Consider the following 17,851-nt stretch of genomic DNA (forward strand, 5'->3'; position numbering starts at 1 on the left):
CCCGGAGCTACCACCAGCGGATCAACTCGGTGACGTGCCGCCTGATCTCGATGAAACGGGGGTCCAGGAAGTTGCGCGGCCTGGGCAGGTCGACCACCACCTCCGCCCGCACCTTGGTCGGCTTGGGCGTCAGCACGATGATCCTCTCGGCCACGTAGACGGCTTCCTCGATGTTGTGGGTCACGAACAGCACAGTGCTCTTGAGGGTCTGCCAGAGCTTGACCAGCTCGTCCTCCAGGTAGAAGCGGAGCTTCACGTCGAGCTGTCCGTAGGGTTCGTCCATGAGCAGCAGATCGGGATTCACGGCGAAGGCCCGGGCCACGGCGATGCGTTGCATCATGCTGGCCGAGACTTGGTTGGGATAGAGGTCGGCGGTGTCCTCGAGCCCCACGAGGTGGAGGATGTAGTCCAGCCGCTCGGCGGCCTCCTTCTTGCCGAACTTCTTGATCTCCATGCCGTAGGCCACGTTCTGGCGCACGGTCCGCCACGGCAGGGCCGTGGGTTCCTGGAAGACGAAGGCCAGGTTGTGCCTGGTCGGGTTGGCCACCTCGCCGTCGATGAAGATGTTGCCTTCGGTGGTTTCGGCCAGCTTGGACATGCAGTTGAGGAAGGTGGTCTTGCCGCAGCCCGTGGGCCCGACGATGCTCACCAGTTCCCCTTCCCTGATGTCGAAGTTGATCTTGTCGAGGACGAGCAGGTCCCCGAACTTCTTCGTCAGGTCGGCAACGCGGATCTTGGGTTGCCGGTCGTCACACTCAGCCACGTTTCTCTCCTCGAATGCTCTCGCTGCTTGTTCGCCTGGTCCGGCGATTCCCGAACCACATCGCTGGTTGCCGGGACCTCAGTACGCGGTGGTGGCCTCCGCGTACTGGACCATTTCGGCGGCCTCCTCGGCGTCGACGACCTCCACGCCGTCGATGAGCGCCTCGGGGGACAGCCCGCGCTCCTCAAGGCTGGTCCCGAGGGCGTGCACGCTGCCGCCCTCGGCCATGAAACGCCGGAGCATGTCCCCGGCGTAGCCGGGCAGCCCCAGGAGATTGAACACTCCGTCACCCATGCAGAGCAGGCGCACATCGAAGCCGCCGTTGGTCAGCATGGCCCAGGCGGCGCGCAGACCGAGCACCGCGGGCTCCTGCCCGGGAGCCTTGCGCACCACGACATTGACAGTGGAAAACATCCGGGGCCTCCTAGTTGCCGATGGCGAGAAGCACGTCCGTCGCCATCAGGAAACGGGTGTAGGAGTTGCCGACGTCGCCGCGCTCCACGCCGTCCAGATAGGGGCAGCCTTCGGTGCCCCGGCTGTATTCCGTGGTGTGGCAGGTGGCGATCTTGGCCCCCAGCCGGGTCAGCTCCTCGATCTTTTCCGAAAGGACGTAGCCGTCCATGTGCGCCCGCAGGGCGTCGGAGATGGCCGAGCGGCCCTCGACGGGCACGGGCTTGTTGGCCAGGTTGCAGCCGTTGCCGTAAAGGAAGAGGTTGACCTTGCCGCCCTTCTCCAGAATGGCCTTGGAGAGGTTCACGGCGAAGACCGCGTCGTCGTTTTCCGTGCTGCCGGAAAGCAATACCAGGGTGATGGTCCGCGACATGCCTTCTCCTCCTACAGGGCCACGAACTGGTCGTGGTCGTCCAGGATCAGCCCGGCCATGCCGGGGTAGTCCACGATCCGAACCTTGGGGTCCAGGGCCAGCCCCCGGGCCTTGACCGCGTCCTCGGCGGCGTAGAACTCCTCCACGCCCAATTCCTCGAGCCCGGGCAACATGCCCGGGAGGCCGAAGAAGACGGCGTCGCCCACCAGGAGGACGGTCTTGTCCTCGTCTCCGGCGAGCACCCGGATCTCCTCGGCGTATTCCTTGCGCATCTTGTTCAGAAGCAGCAGCATGGCGATGTCTCCGCGAAGCCGGGTCTAGACCCGCTCGATCTCGTAGTCGAACTCCAGGCCTTCCTCCATGGAGTAGGTCACCAGGGAGCCGCGATAGAGGGCGGTCTGGATGGTGTCGAAGGCCGCCTCGTCCAGGTCCTCCGCGCTGACCTGCACCCGCAGGTCGATGTGCGTGAAGGCGGTGCGCATGGAGTCGGTCTTTTCCTTGGAGACGGTGGCCTCGGCGGTCATGCGCACGGGCTTGCCCGCCGCGCGCTTGATGTCGTTCCACAGGGAGTTGGTGTAGCAGGCGATGGCCGCGGCCACGAGAAAACGGCCGCCCATGTGCTCGTTGGCCTTCTGGTCCGGGGTCAAGGCCGAGCTGTCGTAGTTGATGACCGGCAGCGCGGCGGAGCCGGTTCCGATCTTCCACTGGGAATCACTGCCGCGTTCGAAAGTCAGGGTCATAGTCTCTGGCATATGCATGCTCCGTATCAACTGATGCGAAGTCGCATCACGGTTGGCTTCTTTTTTCATCGTCGCGTCACATTGCATGGCACTCCAGGTGCGGGACGCTAACTGTGCAGACTCCACTCCTCAGATGTTGCGTACGGATCAGGCCTCTCATCATCGTGACCGTGGTAAAGCAAGGCCCATGCCACGAAATTCACAAGGGAGCCATCCCCTTGTGCGCCAAAAATTCCGACTGATTTAGTACGGAATTATGCGCGGCCTTGCTTCCCGGCGCATCACCCGGTCCTCTTTCAGACGAAACGACGTTTGTTCCAATTCGCACATTTCTTGTTTGAAAGGCCGTGGGCTCGGGGATTTCGCGGCGTCGAGGTTTTAATATACTGATTTTAATCATCATGGATCGCAATAGGCGACAGCGGCCGACGGCATGTGCCGCCCATGCCCGGCAGGTTCAAAACGGGACAAGCGCCCCATCCGTCGCCTGCGGCGGGGAAAATACGACATTTATGACACCAAAGGCGTCACACCTGGCATGAGCACAAAATAATCATAAAACCGACATGTTGCCAGGATCACTCTTGGAAATGACGACACATATGTCATGGCACGGTGTCGCCGCATCTGGATTTCGTCCATTATCCCCTATGCTTTCCTTGAGTTCCGGCTGCCGACGGATTGGCCCGCTTTTTGGATAGGCCGGGAAACTCCGGGCGCCGTCATTGTTTCGGATCAGGCCGCCCCTTTCATCATCGTCGCTACGCGGCGCGTTCGGAGAAAAAAGTGTCATCGGCTCGAACGGTTCCGGGCCCGCCCCGCGGGTTGGACAATCGACGCGGACAACAACAGAAGCAAGGAAGAGATCATACCATGAAGACAATGGCGAAAAAGGCGGCCGTCATAGGATTCGACTGCGCCATACCGAAACGGTTGCAGGCCCTGGTGGCCGAAGGAGCCCTGCCCAACTTCAAGAAGTTCATCGAGGACGGCAGCTACATGACCGAGGGCTACAACCTGCCCACCGTGACCCCGCCGTCCTGGGCCACCATCTGCACCGGCGCCTATCCCCGGACTCACGGCGTGGAGGACTACTATTACTACCTCGAGGGCGAGAGCCTGGAACACAAGAAGACCTGCCAGGCCTTCGGCTCCGAGATCCTCACCGCCGAGACCATCTGGGACGCCTGGGACAAGAGGGGCAGGAAGTGCATCGTGGTCAACTATCCCATGTCCTGGCCGAGCAAGATGAGAAACGGCGTCATGGTCATGGGCGAGGGCCTCTCCCCGGCCGAAACCCGCTGGCAGCAGCTCGGCAACGGCCACAAGGAGTACCTGGCCTCCGAAAGCGTGATCTCCTCGGATTTCTACCCCATGGGCGTCCAGGCCCGCTTCGACGACGCCAAGGGCTGGGCCAATCTGCCCGCCGGGGCCGAGGAGCCCCTGGAGGCGGTCATTCCCATGACCTTCAAGGAGTCCATGGAGCCCCTCAAGGGCCAGACCTGGTACGCCCTAACCTGGGAAGGCGGCGACGACGGCTACGACCGCTTCGCCCTCTGTCCCGAGCGCGACTTCTCCAAGGCCTTCTTCACCATCGGCGCCGGCCAGTGGAGTGACGTGGTGACCCACGACTTCACCATCGCCGCCGACGGCCGCACCGAGAAGGGCACTTTCCGCTGCAAGCTCATGGAGCTTTCCGACGACGCCGAGAGCTTCCGGCTCTACATCACCGGCATCTCCGGCTTCAGCGGCTTCACCGCCCCGGCCGAGGCGGCCGACAAGCTGGCCATCTCCGACCAGGTCATCTGCAACGACATGGGCCTGGTGGCCTTCATCCACGGCGTCATCGACATGGACACCGTGGTCGAGCTGGCCCAGTTCCACTCCGACTGGCTCACGGCCGCGGCCACGTCCACGCTCAAGGCCAACCCGGACTGGGATCTCTTCTACATGCACACCCACCTGGTGGACTGGTTCTACCACGGCTGGCTCTCGGACATGGACAGCGAGGACGCGGTCCGCCGCGAACGGGCCCTGGACATGGAGCGCCGCATCTACCAGATCGAGGACCGGCTGCTGGGCAACCTGCTCAAGGCCCTGGGCGACGACGCCCTGGTCTGTCTCTGCTCGGACCACGGCGCCACGCCCATGGGCCCGATCTTCAACACCGCCGAGGCCCTCAAGGCCGCCGGGCTGTGCCACTACGAGCCCAAAGCCTCGGAAAACTACTGGGAGATATACGAGGAGTCCGAGGGCTACAACTACATCCTGGACGTGACCAAGTCCAAGGCCGTGCCCCAGCGCTACATGTTCGTCTACGTGAACCAGGAGGGCAAGTATCCCGGCGGCATCGTCAAGCCCGAGGATTACGAAGAGGTCCGCGACGCGATCATCGACGCCCTGCTGGACTACAAGCACCCCCAGACCGGCAAGCGGCCGGTGCTCCTGGCCGTGCGCAAGGAGGACGCCAAGGTCTTCGGCATGGGCGGGGCCCAGGCCGGCGACGTGGTCTACGCCCTCAAGCCCGAATACATGGCCGAGCATGGCTACGGCCTGCCCACGGGCGTGTCCGGCTGCGGCGAACTGAAGAACGTGCTCATCTTCAAGGGCCCGAACGTCAAACGCAACTTCCGTTACGAGCGGCCCCGTTGGCTGGCCGACATCGTGCCCACCCTCTGCTACATGACCGGCAATCCCATCCCGGCCGACGCCGAGGGCGGCCCCATCTACCAAATCATGGAAAACCCCGACCTGAACGGGACCAAGGATTGAACAACCAGTTCCCCGGGGCCGAGCCCCGGGGAGCGCGAAAGGAGATCCGCGATGGCTGAAAAGAAAGTGATCCTGCTGCTGGCCGGAGAGGTCAGCCTGGACGGCGGCGACGCCGCGAAGAAGTTCAAGAAGAAGGCCGTGCTCGTGAACAACTACACGGCCGGGGACGTGGCCGCCGAGGCCTTGCGCGTGGCCGGCGCCGCCGCCGTGGCCCCGGAAGGCATCGCCCAGACCCTGGAGGCCGGCGCGGCCCTCTGCGTGGTCAAACTCGGCGCACCCGACGCCGCCGCCCTGGACGCGGCCCTGGCCAAGGCCCTGGAGGCCGCCGACCGCCGTACCCTGGTGGTTCTGGCCGGATCGAACCTGCTGGCCTTCCAGGGGCTCGGCGTGAACACCAAGACCGGCTCCACCGATCGTCAGGCCTTCGCCCGCGACGTGGTGCCCACCCTGGCCCACATCGCCGACCTGCCCATTCCCGACGACACCACCGGCGCGGTGCTCTACCAGGTGCTCAAGGAAACCAACCTCAAGCTGAACGAATTCATCAAGCTCAAGGAAGCCCTGGCCCGCATGGAAACCGCGCTCCAGCGCGACAATCGCGAACCCTGGGACAAACACGACTGCGCGTGATATGCTGTCACCATGAGTGAGGAGGTCGACGGTCCTCCGCCGGGATGGGCGAGCCCTGTGCGCGCCCATCCCTTTTCCGTTTCAGGAACCGACAAAACACAAGGGCATCCATGGTCGCCGAACTGATCCGCCGCGTCCCGCGCAACTCGCTGGCCGCCAACCTTTTCCTGCTTACCGCCGGGGCCCTGCTCTACGTCCTCGGCTACAACGGCATCGCCGCCTCCCAGCAGTTCATCCCCGGCGGGCTCTACGGCCTGGGCGCCCTGATCCAGGACTGGACCGGGCTGCAATCCACGGCCTTCTGGTACACCCTGCTGAACATCCCGGTCTTCATCTACGCCCTGGGCGGGGTCAGCACCCGCTTCTTCCTGCTCAACCTCTACTGCATGGCCGTCATCGCCCTACTCACGGCCTACCTGCCCGTGGACCTGGGCATCCACGACCGGCTGCACGCGGCCATCGCCGCCGGGGCGGTCATGGGCGCGGGCAGCGGCGTGATCCTGCGCTCCAGCGGGGCCGGGGGCGGACTGGACGTCCTGGCCGTGATGCTCAACCGGCGCTACGGCCTGCGTATCGGCGTCTTCTATTTCCTGGTCAACTCCGCGCTCATGCTGGCCGCGGCGGTCCGGCTGGAGGCCGATCTGGTGGTGGCCTCCATCGTGCTCCAGTTCGTCAGCTCCCTGGTCACGGAGTACGTGCTCTCGCTCTTCAACCAGCGCAAGGCGGTCTGGATCATCTCGCCGGAGTCCGGGCGCATCGCCAAGGCCCTGGCCGGCGAGACCAACCTGGGCTCCACCATGCTCAAGGGGCAGGGGGGATTCAGCGGCTCGGACGTGGAGCTGCTCTTCTCCATCACCGACAACATGCACGTGAAGCGGCTCGAGGATCTCGTCTTCAGCATCGACCCCAAGGCCCTGTTCGTGGTCGAGAACACCTTCAACGTGCTCGGCGGGGCCTTCGGCGGCCGCAAGCCCCTCTGAGCCGGAATCAGATGCCGTATTGGCGGATCTTGCGCTGCATGGTGCGCAGGTTCAGCCCAAGGGCCTGGGCCGTCTCGGCCTTGCGCCAGCGGTTCCGCTCCAAGGCCTTGAGCAGGAGCGCCTTCTCGTAGCGCGCCACGGCCTCGTCGAAGGTCAGGGCGCCCGCTTCCCGCAGATCGGCCTCCAGGGGCACCTCCGGGGCCTTGCCGCTCAACTCCAGGAAGTCGATCTCCCCGAAGGTCACGTAGCGGTCCAGGAGGTTCTGCATCTCCCGGATGTTGCCCGGCCAGTCGTAGTTCTCCAGGGCGATGCGCAGGCCCGGCGGAAGCATGGCCGCGCTGTTCTCCACGCCGGTCTTGCGCGAGAGGATGCTGTCGATCAGCAACGGGATGTCCTCCTTGCGCGCGCGCACGGGCGGCAGGTGGATGGCCAGCACGTGCACGCGGTAGAAGAAGTCCGCGCGCATGGTCTTTTGCTGGACCATCTCCTTGAGGTCGCGGTTGGTGGCCGAGACGAGCCGAAAGTCGGAACGGCGGGGCACGGTCTCGCCCACGGGGATATACTGTTTGGTCTCGATGGCCCGCAGAAGCTTGACCTGGAGCCCCAGGCTCAGCTCCCCGAGTTCGTCCAGGAAGAGCGTGCCGCCGTCGGCCGCCGCCAGATAGCCCTGGCGGGTGTCCACCGCGCCGGAGAAGGCGCCCTTCTTGTGCCCGAAAAACTCGCTCTCCAGGAGCTGCTCCGGAATGGCCCCGCAGTTCACCGGCACATACTTGCCCGGCCGCCCGCTCAATTCGTGGATGGTCCGGGCCACGAGATCCTTGCCCGTGCCGGTCTCGCCCAGGATGATCACGCTCGTGTCGCTCTGCGCGGCCTTGAGGATGAGCGTGTAGACGTTGTTCATGGCCTCGCTCTTGCCCACGATCTCGCCCAGGCCGCAGCTGCCCTTGACCGAGGAGCGCAACCGCTCGTTCTCCTCCTGGAGCCGCAGCTCCTGCATCTTCTGGGCGCTGACGTCCATGATGATGCCTTCCAGGCCCACGGCGACTCCCTGCTCGTCGTAGACGGCCTCGCCCTGGTCCCAGATCCACTTGACCTCGCCCGAGGACATGGTCACCCGGTACATGGTCTTGTAGGGCGTGCGCTCGAGAACACCGCGCAGCACGTCCCGGCGCATGCGCTCCAGGTCGTCCGGATGGGTCATGCGCTCAATGGTGTTCTTGCGGCCGCGCACCAGATCGTCGGGGGTGTAGCCCAGCAGGTCGATGCTGCCCCGGCTGACGAACTCCAGCGAATACGTGTACCCCTCGCCGATGGTGCAGCGGTAGGCCATGCCCGGCAGGCTGTCCATGAGCCGCGCGATCTTGTCCTCGCTCTTGCGGAGCCGGCGGCGGATGTCCTCGCTCTCGTCCGCCTGTTCACGCAGGGATTCGTTTTCGCGGACCAATTCGTCATAATGTCGCGGCACGGGCTTATCCTCTTCGCCAAAACATGTCGCTTTTGGCGGCAAAAATGTCGTTGTCTGAACTCCCTGTAACCCTTCACTTCTTTCATTGCAACGACAAAACAGTCATGCCGCCCGGCCGCGCCGCCAGGTCGATATCCGCTGTCGCCGCCCGGGAACCCTTGTTCCACAAGGGTACAAGCTCCTGGCACCAAAACTGCTTACCCCGCCCAACGTCACCAAGGAGCCCCCGGATGTCCGAAGCCTCTCTTTCCGCAACCGCCCTGGTCGCCCGGCGCGACCTGACATTCGCCAGGAAAGGCCTGCTCTGGGCCCTGCTCTCCGGCGCCCTCTGGGGCGCCAACGGCGTGATCCTCGGGCTGGCCCTGAACCGCCAGCCCTTCGCCGGGTCGCCGCTCTGGCTCTTGGCTCCGCTGACCCTGGCGGGCATGCACGACGTGATCTCCGGATTCTGGAACCTCCTCTACAACTGGCGGACCGGCCGCCTGCGCGAGATCGGGCGCAGCCTGTTCACCCGGCCGGGCCTGATGGTCTGCCTGGGAGCCCTGTTCGGCGGCCCCGTCGGCATGGGATCCTATCTCATCGGACTGAATCTGGCCGGACCGGCCTACGTCTTGCCGATCACCTCCTTGTACCCCGCCGTGGCGGCCGCCCTGGCCATGATCTTCCTCAAGGAGAAGATCGTGGCCAGGGCATGGTTCGGCCTGGCCCTCTGCGTCTGCGGCGTGGCCGTCATCGGCTGGGCTCCGCCCGAGTCCGCGCCCGGCCCGATGTTCTTCCTGGGCATCGGCATCGCCGCCCTGGCCACCCTGGGCTGGGGCGCGGAGGGCGTGCTCTCCACCAGCGGCATGGATCTGCTGGACCCGGCCGTGGCCCTGAACATCCGCCAGCTGATCAGCGGCTGCACTTACCTCCTCGTGGTCCTGCCCCTGGCCGGGGGCTGGTCCATGCTGGGGCAGGCCGTTTTCTCCGAGGCCGCGCTCCTGCTCCGCCTGGCCGCCGGATTGGGGGCCTGCTCCTATCTCTGCTGGTACCGGGGCATGAACATGACCGGCGTGAGCCGGGCCATGGCCTGCAACGTGACCTACGCCCTCTGGGGCATCCTCTTCAGCGCCCTGTTCACGGACACGGAGATCACCGCCAACCTGGTGGCCGGGGCGCTGGTCATCCTCTGCGGCATGGTCCTGGTGGTCGGCAACCCGCGCGAGATGACCAGCCTGCGCAAGACGGCCTGAGCCGAGGAAACGACGATGTTCGGCATGCACCCCCCGTTGCGTTTCATGGTGGCGCGACTGCTGGCCGAAGGCCGTGCCGGTCGGGTCGATGAACTCATGCGCAGCCTGGAGCCGCTCTACGGCGGCGAAAAGCAGTTCACGCGCCGGAACCTGGAGGAACATCTCCAGGCCCTCAAGGCCGTGGGCATCGTCGAAATCGCGGAGACCTCCCGGGATTCCGCCGGGGATCTGGCCTACAGCTACCGCATCAGCGAAACCGGGCGGAAGCTGATGGCGCGCCTGACCCGAACATGACCTCGCCTCCGGGCGGACAACCCACACGCAAGCGGGAGCGGACATGGACGGCATGAAACTCGGCACGAGGATAGGATTGGGGTTCGGCGTCCTGCTATTGCTCTGCCTGGGCATCGGCGGACTGTCCTTCTGGAGCATGTCCTCCGTCGCCCGCCAGTCCTCGACCCTCATCCAGGAATACATGCCCGAGGTGGAGTTGGTGACCTCCTTGCGCCGGGCCGTGGGCGACGCCGCGGGCGACATGCGGGCCTTCACCCTCTCCCAGGACGCGGCCTGCCTCCAGGACGCCGCCGAAGCCATGGACGAGGTGGATCGGCTGCTCGGCGAGGCCGAAGAGCTGGGCAAGCGCGCGCCCGAACTTCAGATGTTGCGCCAGAGCCTCGATCCCATGCGTCAGGCCGCCGCCGAATACCGTAGCCGCATCGGGGAGGTGCGCAGCGTCAGCGAGACGGTCAAGAGTCAACGCGAGGAACTCTTCAAGTGGGCCGAGGTCTTCGACGAGGGACTCACGAGTTTCCTGGAACTGGAGCATGCCCGCCTGGAGGAGGGCATCGAGGCCCACGCCGACCCCGCGGAGCTTTCCGGCCGTCGAGCCAAGATCGCCCTGGCCACGGAGGTCATGGGACTGGCGGCCCGCATCCGGGAAACCAACTGGCGGGCCCAGGCCCTGCGCGACGCCTCCCTGGTTCAGAGCGCCGGGGATCTGCACACCGACGCGGCCCAGCGGGTGCGGACGCTGCGCCAGTCGGCCTTCAAGGCCGAGGAGATCAAGCTCCTGGAGCCCATGCGTACGGCCTTGGAGCAATACCAAGCCAGCCAGGAAGCCGTGCTTGAAGGCGTACGCGCCATCGGCGCGGCCGGAACGGCCCTGGGCGTCACGGCCGAACATCTCGAATCCCTCGCCGGCGAAACCGTACGCTCCGGCCTGTCCAGCTCCAAGACCTCCGCCCAATCCACCATGAACGAACTTTCCCGGTCCAGGACCGGCCTTCTGATCGGCCTTGGCGCGGCTCTGCTCATAGGAGTCGCCGCGGCCGTGCTCATGACCCGCGCCGTTACCCTGCCGCTGGTGGAGGGCGTCGCCTTCGCCAGGGCCGTCGCCGCCGGGAACCTGGACCGGGAACTGGCGATCGTGCGCCGGGACGAGATCGGCCATTTGGCCGAGGCCTTGCGTGAGATGGTCGCCACACTCAAACGCAACCTGTCGGACATCCAGGCCAAGAGCGGCCAGGCCGACCGCGAGGCCGAAAACGCCCGCGCGGCATTGGCGCAGGCCAAGGCGGGCGAAGCCAGGGTGGCCGCGCTCATCGCCACCATGCGCGAAGCCGCGGGCGGGGTCGAAGACATCGCCGGGCGTGTTTCCGTGGCCGTGGCCGACCTCTCGGGCCGGGTGGACCTGACCGCCCGGGGGGCCGAGGTGCAGAAGGGGCGCATGGAGGAGATCGCCACGGCCATGCAGCAGATGAACGCGGCCGTGCTGGAGGTGGCCAAGAACGCCTCCCGGGCCTCCAGCAGCGCGGAAAACGCCAAATCCGAGGCCCACGAGGGCGCGGACATCGTCTGTCAGGCCATCGAGATCATCGGCCGAACCGAACAGGCCACGGCCAAGCTGCGCGCGGACACCGCCGCCCTCGGGGAACAGGCCCAGGCCGTGGGCGGCGTGATCGGCGTCATCAACGACATCGCGGACCAGACCAACCTGCTGGCCCTGAACGCGGCCATCGAGGCCGCCCGCGCGGGCGAGGCCGGGCGAGGCTTCGCGGTGGTGGCCGACGAGGTGCGCAAGCTGGCCGAGATGACCATGCGGGCCACCGGGGAGGTGGGCGAGAAGATCAGCGCCATCCGCGAGGCCACCAGCAGCAACATCGCCAGCGTGGAGACCACCGCGGCCACCGTGGCCCAGGCCGCCGCCCTGAGCCGGGACTCGGGCCGGGCCCTGGATCGCATCGCCGCCCTGGCCCTGGACAGCGCCAACCAGGTCCAGGGCATCGCCGCGGCGGCCGAACAACAGTCGGTGGCCACCGAACGCATCCATCAGGCCGTGGAGGAAGTGGGACAGATCACGCGCGAGACCTCCGACGGCATGACCCGTTCCGAGCAGGCCACAGCCCAGCTCTCCACGCTCACCGGCAACCTCAAGGATCTCATCCGGGAACTGAACGAGCAGGGGTGATCGGCGGTCGGCCGGCGGCCTGGGGTTCGCCGACCGCACGGGACAAAGGTCGCTCACTCCTCCGAAAAGGCCTTGGCCCCGGGATTTTCGTGGACTATCCTCGCTCCCGTGTGGTGAAAGCACGGAGGTGACGACATGCGAGAGGGTTTCATCCCGGCTCCCGGCGGCAGGGTTTTCTACCGGATCATCGGCCAGGACGCGATCGGCGTTCCGCTGCTGGCGCTGCACGGCGGCCCCGGCATCCCGCATGACTATCTGGAGCCGCTGGAGGCTCTGGCCGACGAGCGGCCCGTGGTCTTCTACGACCAGCTCGGCTGCGGCGAATCTGACCGGCCGGGCGACCTTTCCCTTTACACCCTGCCCCGCTTCGTGGAAGAACTCGCGGCCGTGCGCCGTGAGCTCGGCCTGGAGCGGGTGCACCTCCTCGGCCAGTCCTGGGGCTGCATGCTGGCCGTGGAATACATGTTGGTAAGCCGTCCCGCCGGGGTGGCGAGCCTGGTGCTCTGCGGCCCTTGCCTCGACTCGCGGCGCTTCGCCGAAGACCAGCGCGTCCATCTCGAACACATGCCCGAGGCCGTGCGCGAAGCGGTTCTGAAGGCGGAGGCGTCCGGCGACTTCACCGCGCCCGACTACCAGGCGGCCATCATGGAGTACTACCGGAAACACGTCTGCCGCCTGGACCCCTGGCCCGAGTGCTTGAATCGGGCCGTGGAGAAAATGAACCCGGCGATCTATGAACACATGTGGGGACCGAGCGAATTCACCGCCCGGGGCACGCTCAGGAACCACGGCCGAACCGAGGAGTTGGGGGCGATCGATGCCCCCGTCCTGTTCACCTGCGGCCGCCTGGACGAAGCGCGGCCGGAGACCGCGGAGGAATACCGAGCCAGCATTCCCGGAGCCGAGCTGCGGATCTTCGAGGACGCCTCCCACGAACACCACCTGGAACAGACCGAAGCCTTTCTCGCCGCCGTGGCCGATTTCCTGCGGCGGGCCGACGAATCCGTGAGGCGGTCCTGAGCAGCACCGCGCGGACGAGAAGAGAACACACTCAGCACATGGAGCCGATCCCATGAAATCCCGCACCGAACACGACTTTCTCGGCGAGAGGGAGATTCCTTCCGGCGCCTATTACGGCATCCAGACCCTGCGCGCCGTGGAGAACTTCAACATCTCCCGCCGCTCCATCTCCCACTGGCCCGAGATGATCACGGCCCTGGCCCAGGTGAAGAAGGCCGCGGCCACGGCCAACATGCAACTCGGCGTGGTCCCGGCCGAGATCGGCGGGGCCATCCGCTCCGCCTGCGACGAAATCATCGCGGGCAGCCTCCACGACCAGTTCCCCGTGGACTGCATCCAGGGCGGCGCGGGCACCTCCACGAACATGAACGCCAACGAGGTCATCGCCAACCGCGCCCTGGAACTCCTGGGGCGCGAGAAGGGCCAGTACGAGCACTGCCACCCGAACAACCACGTGAACTGCTGCCAGTCCACCAACGACGTCTATCCCACGGCCTTCCGTCTGGCCCTGTACAACGACCTGACCGCGCTCACGGGCGACATGGCCCATCTGCAGGAGGGATTCGCCAACAAGGGCGAGGAGTTCGCCGACGTGCTCAAGATGGGCCGGACCCAGCTTCAGGACGCCGTGCCCATGACCCTGGGCCAGGAGTTCTCGGCCTACGCCACGACCCTGGGCGAGGACATCTGCCGCGTGCGCGAGGCCCGCGACTTGGTCCTGGAGATCAACCTCGGGGCCACGGCCATCGGCACCGGGATCAACTCCCCCGAGGGCTACGCCCGCCTGGCCACCGAGGCCCTGCGCGAGCAGACCGGCCTGCCCTTCGTCACCTCGCCGAACCTGGTGGAGGCCACCTGGGACACCGGGGCCTACGTGCAGGTCTCCGGCGTGCTCAAGCGCGTGGCCGTGAAGCTCTCCAAGATCTGCAACGACCTGCGGCTGCTCTCCTCCGGCCCTCGCGCGGGCCTGAACGAGATCAACCTGCCCAAGATGCAGCCCGGTTCCTCGATCATGCCCGGCAAGGTCAATCCCGTGATTCCCGAAGTGGTCAACCAGGTGGCCTACGACATCATCGGCAAGGACGTGACCGTGTCTCTGGCGGCCGAGGGCGGCCAGCTGGAGCTGAACGTCATGGAGCCGGTCATCGTCAACTGCCTGTTCCAGGGCATCGACATGCTCCGCCGCGCCTGCCGCGTGCTGCGCGACCGCTGCGTGGACGGCATCACCGCCAACCGCGACGACTGCCGCCGGATGGTCGAGAACAGCATCGGCATCATCACCGCCCTCAACCCGCTCATCGGCTACGAGAAGTCCGCCGCCGTGGCCAGGGAGGCGCTGGAGACCGGCGCGTCCGTCTACGACCTGGTCCTCAAATACAAGCTGCTGAGCAAGGAAAAGATGGACGAGGTGCTTTCACCCGAAAACATGATGCGGCCACGCTTCATCGGGAGCTGACGAGGCCGGGGCTCAGCCTTCCCGGCTGAACGGGCGGCCCAGGTCGGCCGGGGCGTTGCCGAGACGCCGCAGACGCTCCAGCCGGTTGGACGCCGCCAGCACGAGCAGGGTCAGGACGTAGGGCAGGACGCGCAGGATCCAGACCGGGACCGCGTCCAGTCCCGCTGCCTGGAAGTAGAACTGGAGGGCCGAGAGCCCGCCGAAGAGGAGCGCGCCCACGGCCACCCGGCCGGGCCGCCAGCCGGCGAAGACGACCATGGCGATGGCGATGTAGCCCTGGCCCGCGCTCATGCCGTCCTTCCAGCCCGGGGTGAAGCAGAGCGAGAGGTAGGCCCCGGCCAGACCGGCCAGACACCCGCCGAAGAGCACGCAGAGGCTGCGCGTCAGCCGCACCGGCACGCCCGCCGCGTCCGCGGCCTGGGCGTTCTCGCCCGAGGCCCGCACGGCCAGACCGGCGCGGGTGCGCGCGAGGAACCAGCAGACCAGGGGCAGCAGGACATAGGCCGCGTAGGCCAGGGGCGGCTGGCGGAACAGGACGTCGCCCAGCGCCGGGATGTCCGCCAGCAGCGGCATGTCGTACGACGGCAGGCGCAGACCCTGGCCGCCGATCCAGGCCCGGCCCAGGAAGCTCGTGCCGCCTATGCCGAGCAGACCCACGGCCAGGCCGGAAAGCACCTGGTCCGCCCCGCAGCCCACGCTGAACAGGGCGTGCAGCGAGGCCAGGGCCATGCCCGCCAGGGCGGCCGCGCCCACGGCGGCCAGGGGATCGCCCGTGGCCGCGCCCACCGCGAATCCCGCCAGGGCCCCGGCCAGCATCATGCCCTCCAGGCCCAGGTTGAGCACCCCGCCGCGCTCGGAAAGCGCCTCGCCCAGGGCCGCCAGGAGCACGGCGATGGAGGACTTCACCGCGATCTGGGCCACCAGGATCAGGTCATTGCCCACGGCCGCCTCCGTCCGCGCCGCCCAGGACCACGCGGCGGCCCGAAATCCACTCGCCCAGAAGCAGGCCGAAGAGGAGCGCGGCCTCGATCACCGCAACCACGGCCCCGGGCAGGCCCAGGGCGGTCTGGAGTTGGTCCCCGCCGACCTCCGCCGCGCCCAGGAACACGGCCGCCGGAACCACGGCCAGGGGGTGCAGCCGGGCCAGGAAGGCCACGATGATGCCGTCGAAGCCGTAGCCCGAGGCCAGGCCGTCCTGGAGGCGGTGCTGCATGCCCAGGACCTCGCAGGCCCCGGCCAGCCCGGCCAGGGCCCCGGAAAGACAGAGGGCCAGGACCGTGATCCGCTCCACCCGGAACCCGCCGTAGCGCGCGGCGGACGGGCTGTGGCCGATGATCCGGGCCCGGTAGCCGAAACCCGTGCGCCGGAGGAGGAACAGGAGGAGCGCGGCGCAGGCCAGGGCCAGGGCCAGCCCCAGATGCAGGCGGGTGCCGGGCCAGACCGGCAGGAAGGAGGCGGCGGGCAGCTCGGCCGTGCCCGGGAAGCCGAACCCGGCCGGATCGCGCCAGGGGCCGAAATAGAGGTGCTCCATGAAGATCACGGCCACGTAGTTCAGGAGCAGGGTGGAGAGGATCTCGTTGACCCCGCAGCGGGTCTTGAGCAGCGCGGCCAACCCGGCCCAGAGCCCGCCCAGGAGGGCCCCGGCCAGGAGGCAGGCCGGGATCAGGGCCCAGGGACCGGCCTCGGGCCAGAGCCGCAGCCCCACCAGGCCCGCGCCGACCGCGCCGAACACGAACTGGCCCTCGGCTCCGATGTTCCAGACCTGGAGCGAGCAGCACAGGGCCACGGCCAGGCCGGTGAGGGTCAAGGGCGCGGCCTTGAGCAGTACCTCGGTGAAGGCCCCGGGATACCCGAGCGCGCCCCGGATCATGGCCGCGTAGGCCGCCAGGGGGTCGGCTCCGAGCGCGGCGAAGGCCGCCGCGCCGAGGACCAGGGCCAGGACCAGGGCCGCTCCCGTGGCCGGGAGCCCGCCCAGGGGCGGCGGGCCGTGACGCTTTTCCAAACGGATCACGCGGCCTCCAGACCGGACATGAGCCGCCCCAGGACGTCCAGGGCCCCCGGCGCGCCGGAATCGACCCAGCCCGCCGGACGCCCGCGATAGAGGACCATCACCCGCGAGGCCAGGGCCAGGGCCTCCTCGGGGTCGCCGGTGAGCAGGATCACGGCCGCGTCGTCGGCCGCGCGCGCCAGGGCGGCGCGCACTTCGGCCACGGCGGACACGTCCAGGCCCTGGGTGGGCTGCTCCACCACCAGCAACGGAGCTTCCTTGTGGAGTTCTCGCGCCAGGATGAACTTCTGCAGATTGCCGCCGGACAGTTCGCGGGCCAGGGCTCCGGGACCGGAGGCCGCGATGCGGAACTCCTCGATGGCCCGACGCACGAGCCGGTCGGCCCCGGCGAAGTCCGGGAACAGGCTCCGGCCGCCGGGCGTGGTGAGCAGGAAATTCTCGCGCAGGGTCAGGTCCGGGACCGTGGCCTGACCGTGCCGGTCCTCGGGCACGAAGGCCACCCGCTCGCGTTCCGGCGGCCAGCGACGCGCGTCCATGTCCCGGCCCAGAAAAACGATCCGGCCGGACACAGGCGGCCGCACCCCGCCCAGAGCCTGGGCCAGGGCCTCCAGGCCGTTGCCGGCCACGGCCGTGACCGCCACGATCTCCCCCTGTCGGGCCTCGATGTCGACACCGGAGAAGGCGGGCAGCCCCTGGGCGTCCGAGCCGCCCAGGCCCCGCGCGGAAAAGACCGTTTCGCCCGCCGCGCGCCGGAGCCGGGCCGGAGGCGTCCCGCTCTCCCCGCCCATCATGAGCCGGGCCAGTTCGGCGGGGTCCAGCTCCGAGGCCGGGCCCAGGTTGCGGGCCACCACCCGACCGCGCCGGAGTATGGAAACCTCGTCGGCGGCCAGGCCGATCTCCTCCAGCTTGTGGCTCACGAAGACCACGGCCCGGCCATCGGCGGCCAGACGGCGCAGCAGGGCGTAGAGTTCACGGATTTCCTCCGGGGCCAGCACCGAGGTGGGCTCGTCGAGAATGAGCACGCCCGCATCGCGGGCCAGGAGTTTGAGAATCTCCACCCGCTGGCGCTCGCCCATGGACAGGTCGTCGATGCGCCGCTCCGGCTCCACGGGGATGCCGAAGCGCTCGCCCAGATCCCGGACCTCGCCGGGGCCGAGCAGGCGGCCCAGGGCCAGGGAAAGGTTCTCGACCACGCTCAGGGGGCCCACGAGCATGAAGCGCTGGTGGACCATGCCGATGCCCAGGCGCAGGGAGCGGGCCGGGGAGTCCAGGCGCACCGGGACCCCGCGCAGGAGGATGGTCCCGGCGTCCGGGCGGCGGCTCCCGGCCAGCATGCCCATGAGCGTGCTCTTGCCCGCCCCGTTCTCGCCCAGCAGGGCGTGGACCCGGCCCGCGTACAGGTCCAGGTCCACGGCGTCGTTGGCCGTGAACGGCCCGAAGCGCTTGGTCAGGCCCCGGCAGGCGAGGAGCGGCGTGTCATGCGGCATGGCGAAAA

At 67.5% G+C, this 17,851-nt stretch carries 17 protein-coding genes; 8 read left to right on the forward strand and 9 right to left on the reverse strand.

The window, feature by feature from the left end; genetic code table 11:
* Positions 1-7: 7 nt before the first annotated feature.
* The 5 genes from H587_RS0114065 to H587_RS0114085 all read right to left on the reverse strand — a co-directional run bounded on the left by H587_RS0114065 (position 8) and on the right by H587_RS0114085 (position 2,338).
* Positions 8-763, reverse strand: coding sequence for an ABC transporter ATP-binding protein (locus H587_RS0114065; protein WP_027176790.1), 756 nt, complete (start codon positions 761-763; stop codon positions 8-10).
* A gap of 78 nt (positions 764-841) precedes the next feature.
* Positions 842-1,177: a DsrE family protein gene (locus tag H587_RS0114070; protein ID WP_027176791.1), complete on the reverse strand. Its 336-nt coding sequence runs from the start codon at positions 1,175-1,177 to the stop codon at positions 842-844.
* Positions 1,178-1,187: 10 nt separating this feature from the next.
* Positions 1,188-1,586 carry a DsrE family protein gene (locus H587_RS0114075; RefSeq protein ID WP_027176792.1) on the reverse strand — a complete coding sequence of 133 codons (399 nt, stop codon included), beginning with the start codon at positions 1,584-1,586 and terminating at the stop codon, positions 1,188-1,190.
* Positions 1,587-1,597: 11 nt separating this feature from the next.
* Positions 1,598-1,879, reverse strand: coding sequence for a DsrH/TusB family sulfur metabolism protein (locus H587_RS0114080; protein ID WP_027176793.1), 282 nt, complete (start codon positions 1,877-1,879; stop codon positions 1,598-1,600).
* A 24-nt stretch (positions 1,880-1,903) separates the two neighbouring features.
* On the reverse strand, positions 1,904-2,338 hold the full coding sequence (locus tag H587_RS0114085) for an OsmC family protein (RefSeq protein ID WP_169432790.1): 435 nt from the start codon (positions 2,336-2,338) through the stop codon (positions 1,904-1,906).
* A gap of 861 nt (positions 2,339-3,199) precedes the next feature.
* Here H587_RS0114085 and H587_RS0114090 point away from each other — a divergent pair.
* The 3 genes from H587_RS0114090 to H587_RS0114100 all read left to right on the forward strand — a co-directional run bounded on the left by H587_RS0114090 (position 3,200) and on the right by H587_RS0114100 (position 6,708).
* A complete protein-coding gene (locus H587_RS0114090) occupies positions 3,200-5,098 on the forward strand; it encodes an alkaline phosphatase family protein (RefSeq protein WP_027176795.1) in 1,899 nt (632 codons plus the stop codon).
* Between the two features lie 51 nt (positions 5,099-5,149).
* On the forward strand, positions 5,150-5,728 hold the full coding sequence (locus H587_RS0114095; RefSeq protein ID WP_027176796.1) for a hypothetical protein: 579 nt from the start codon (positions 5,150-5,152) through the stop codon (positions 5,726-5,728).
* Between the two features lie 110 nt (positions 5,729-5,838).
* Positions 5,839-6,708 carry a YitT family protein gene (locus tag H587_RS0114100; RefSeq protein WP_027176797.1) on the forward strand — a complete coding sequence of 290 codons (870 nt, stop codon included), beginning with the start codon at positions 5,839-5,841 and terminating at the stop codon, positions 6,706-6,708.
* 7 nt (positions 6,709-6,715) lie between these two features.
* On the opposite strand, the gene H587_RS0114105 is transcribed toward H587_RS0114100, so the two are convergent.
* Positions 6,716-8,173 (reverse strand): sigma-54 interaction domain-containing protein, encoded by a 1,458-nt coding sequence (locus H587_RS0114105; RefSeq protein ID WP_245560890.1) that lies wholly within the window; start codon positions 8,171-8,173, stop codon positions 6,716-6,718.
* A gap of 230 nt (positions 8,174-8,403) precedes the next feature.
* Between H587_RS0114105 and H587_RS0114110 the strand changes: the two genes are divergently transcribed.
* The 5 genes from H587_RS0114110 (at position 8,404) to aspA (ending at position 14,348) form a co-directional block, all read left to right on the forward strand.
* Complete coding sequence (locus tag H587_RS0114110) at positions 8,404-9,405, forward strand: DMT family transporter (RefSeq protein WP_027176799.1); 1,002 nt, start codon at positions 8,404-8,406, stop codon at positions 9,403-9,405.
* Positions 9,406-9,420: 15 nt separating this feature from the next.
* Positions 9,421-9,699 carry a hypothetical protein gene (locus H587_RS0114115; protein WP_027176800.1) on the forward strand — a complete coding sequence of 93 codons (279 nt, stop codon included), beginning with the start codon at positions 9,421-9,423 and terminating at the stop codon, positions 9,697-9,699.
* Positions 9,700-9,742: 43 nt separating this feature from the next.
* Positions 9,743-11,872 carry a methyl-accepting chemotaxis protein gene (locus H587_RS19865; protein ID WP_051202897.1) on the forward strand — a complete coding sequence of 710 codons (2,130 nt, stop codon included), beginning with the start codon at positions 9,743-9,745 and terminating at the stop codon, positions 11,870-11,872.
* Positions 11,873-12,007: 135 nt separating this feature from the next.
* Positions 12,008-12,892: a proline iminopeptidase-family hydrolase gene (locus H587_RS0114125; RefSeq protein ID WP_027176801.1), complete on the forward strand. Its 885-nt coding sequence runs from the start codon at positions 12,008-12,010 to the stop codon at positions 12,890-12,892.
* 52 nt (positions 12,893-12,944) lie between these two features.
* On the forward strand, positions 12,945-14,348 hold the full coding sequence (gene aspA / locus H587_RS0114130) for an aspartate ammonia-lyase (RefSeq protein ID WP_027176802.1): 1,404 nt from the start codon (positions 12,945-12,947) through the stop codon (positions 14,346-14,348).
* 12 nt (positions 14,349-14,360) lie between these two features.
* On the opposite strand, the gene H587_RS0114135 is transcribed toward aspA, so the two are convergent.
* The 3 genes from H587_RS0114135 to H587_RS0114145 are packed head-to-tail and all read right to left on the reverse strand — an operon-like array spanning position 14,361 to position 17,843.
* Positions 14,361-15,290 carry an ABC transporter permease gene (locus tag H587_RS0114135; RefSeq protein WP_051202899.1) on the reverse strand — a complete coding sequence of 310 codons (930 nt, stop codon included), beginning with the start codon at positions 15,288-15,290 and terminating at the stop codon, positions 14,361-14,363.
* Positions 15,280-16,359 (reverse strand): ABC transporter permease, encoded by a 1,080-nt coding sequence (locus tag H587_RS0114140; protein ID WP_027176804.1) that lies wholly within the window; start codon positions 16,357-16,359, stop codon positions 15,280-15,282. Before H587_RS0114140 ends, H587_RS0114135 begins: the two co-directional genes overlap by 11 nt.
* Entirely contained in the window at positions 16,356-17,843 is a 1,488-nt protein-coding gene (locus H587_RS0114145; RefSeq protein WP_051202902.1) for an ABC transporter ATP-binding protein, read from the reverse strand. The genes H587_RS0114140 and H587_RS0114145 overlap by 4 nt, the downstream gene beginning before the upstream one ends.
* Positions 17,844-17,851: the final 8 nt, after the last annotated feature.

Source organism: Desulfovibrio aminophilus DSM 12254 (genome assembly GCF_000422565.1).
Lineage (GTDB): Bacteria > Desulfobacterota > Desulfovibrionia > Desulfovibrionales > Desulfovibrionaceae > Aminidesulfovibrio > Aminidesulfovibrio aminophilus.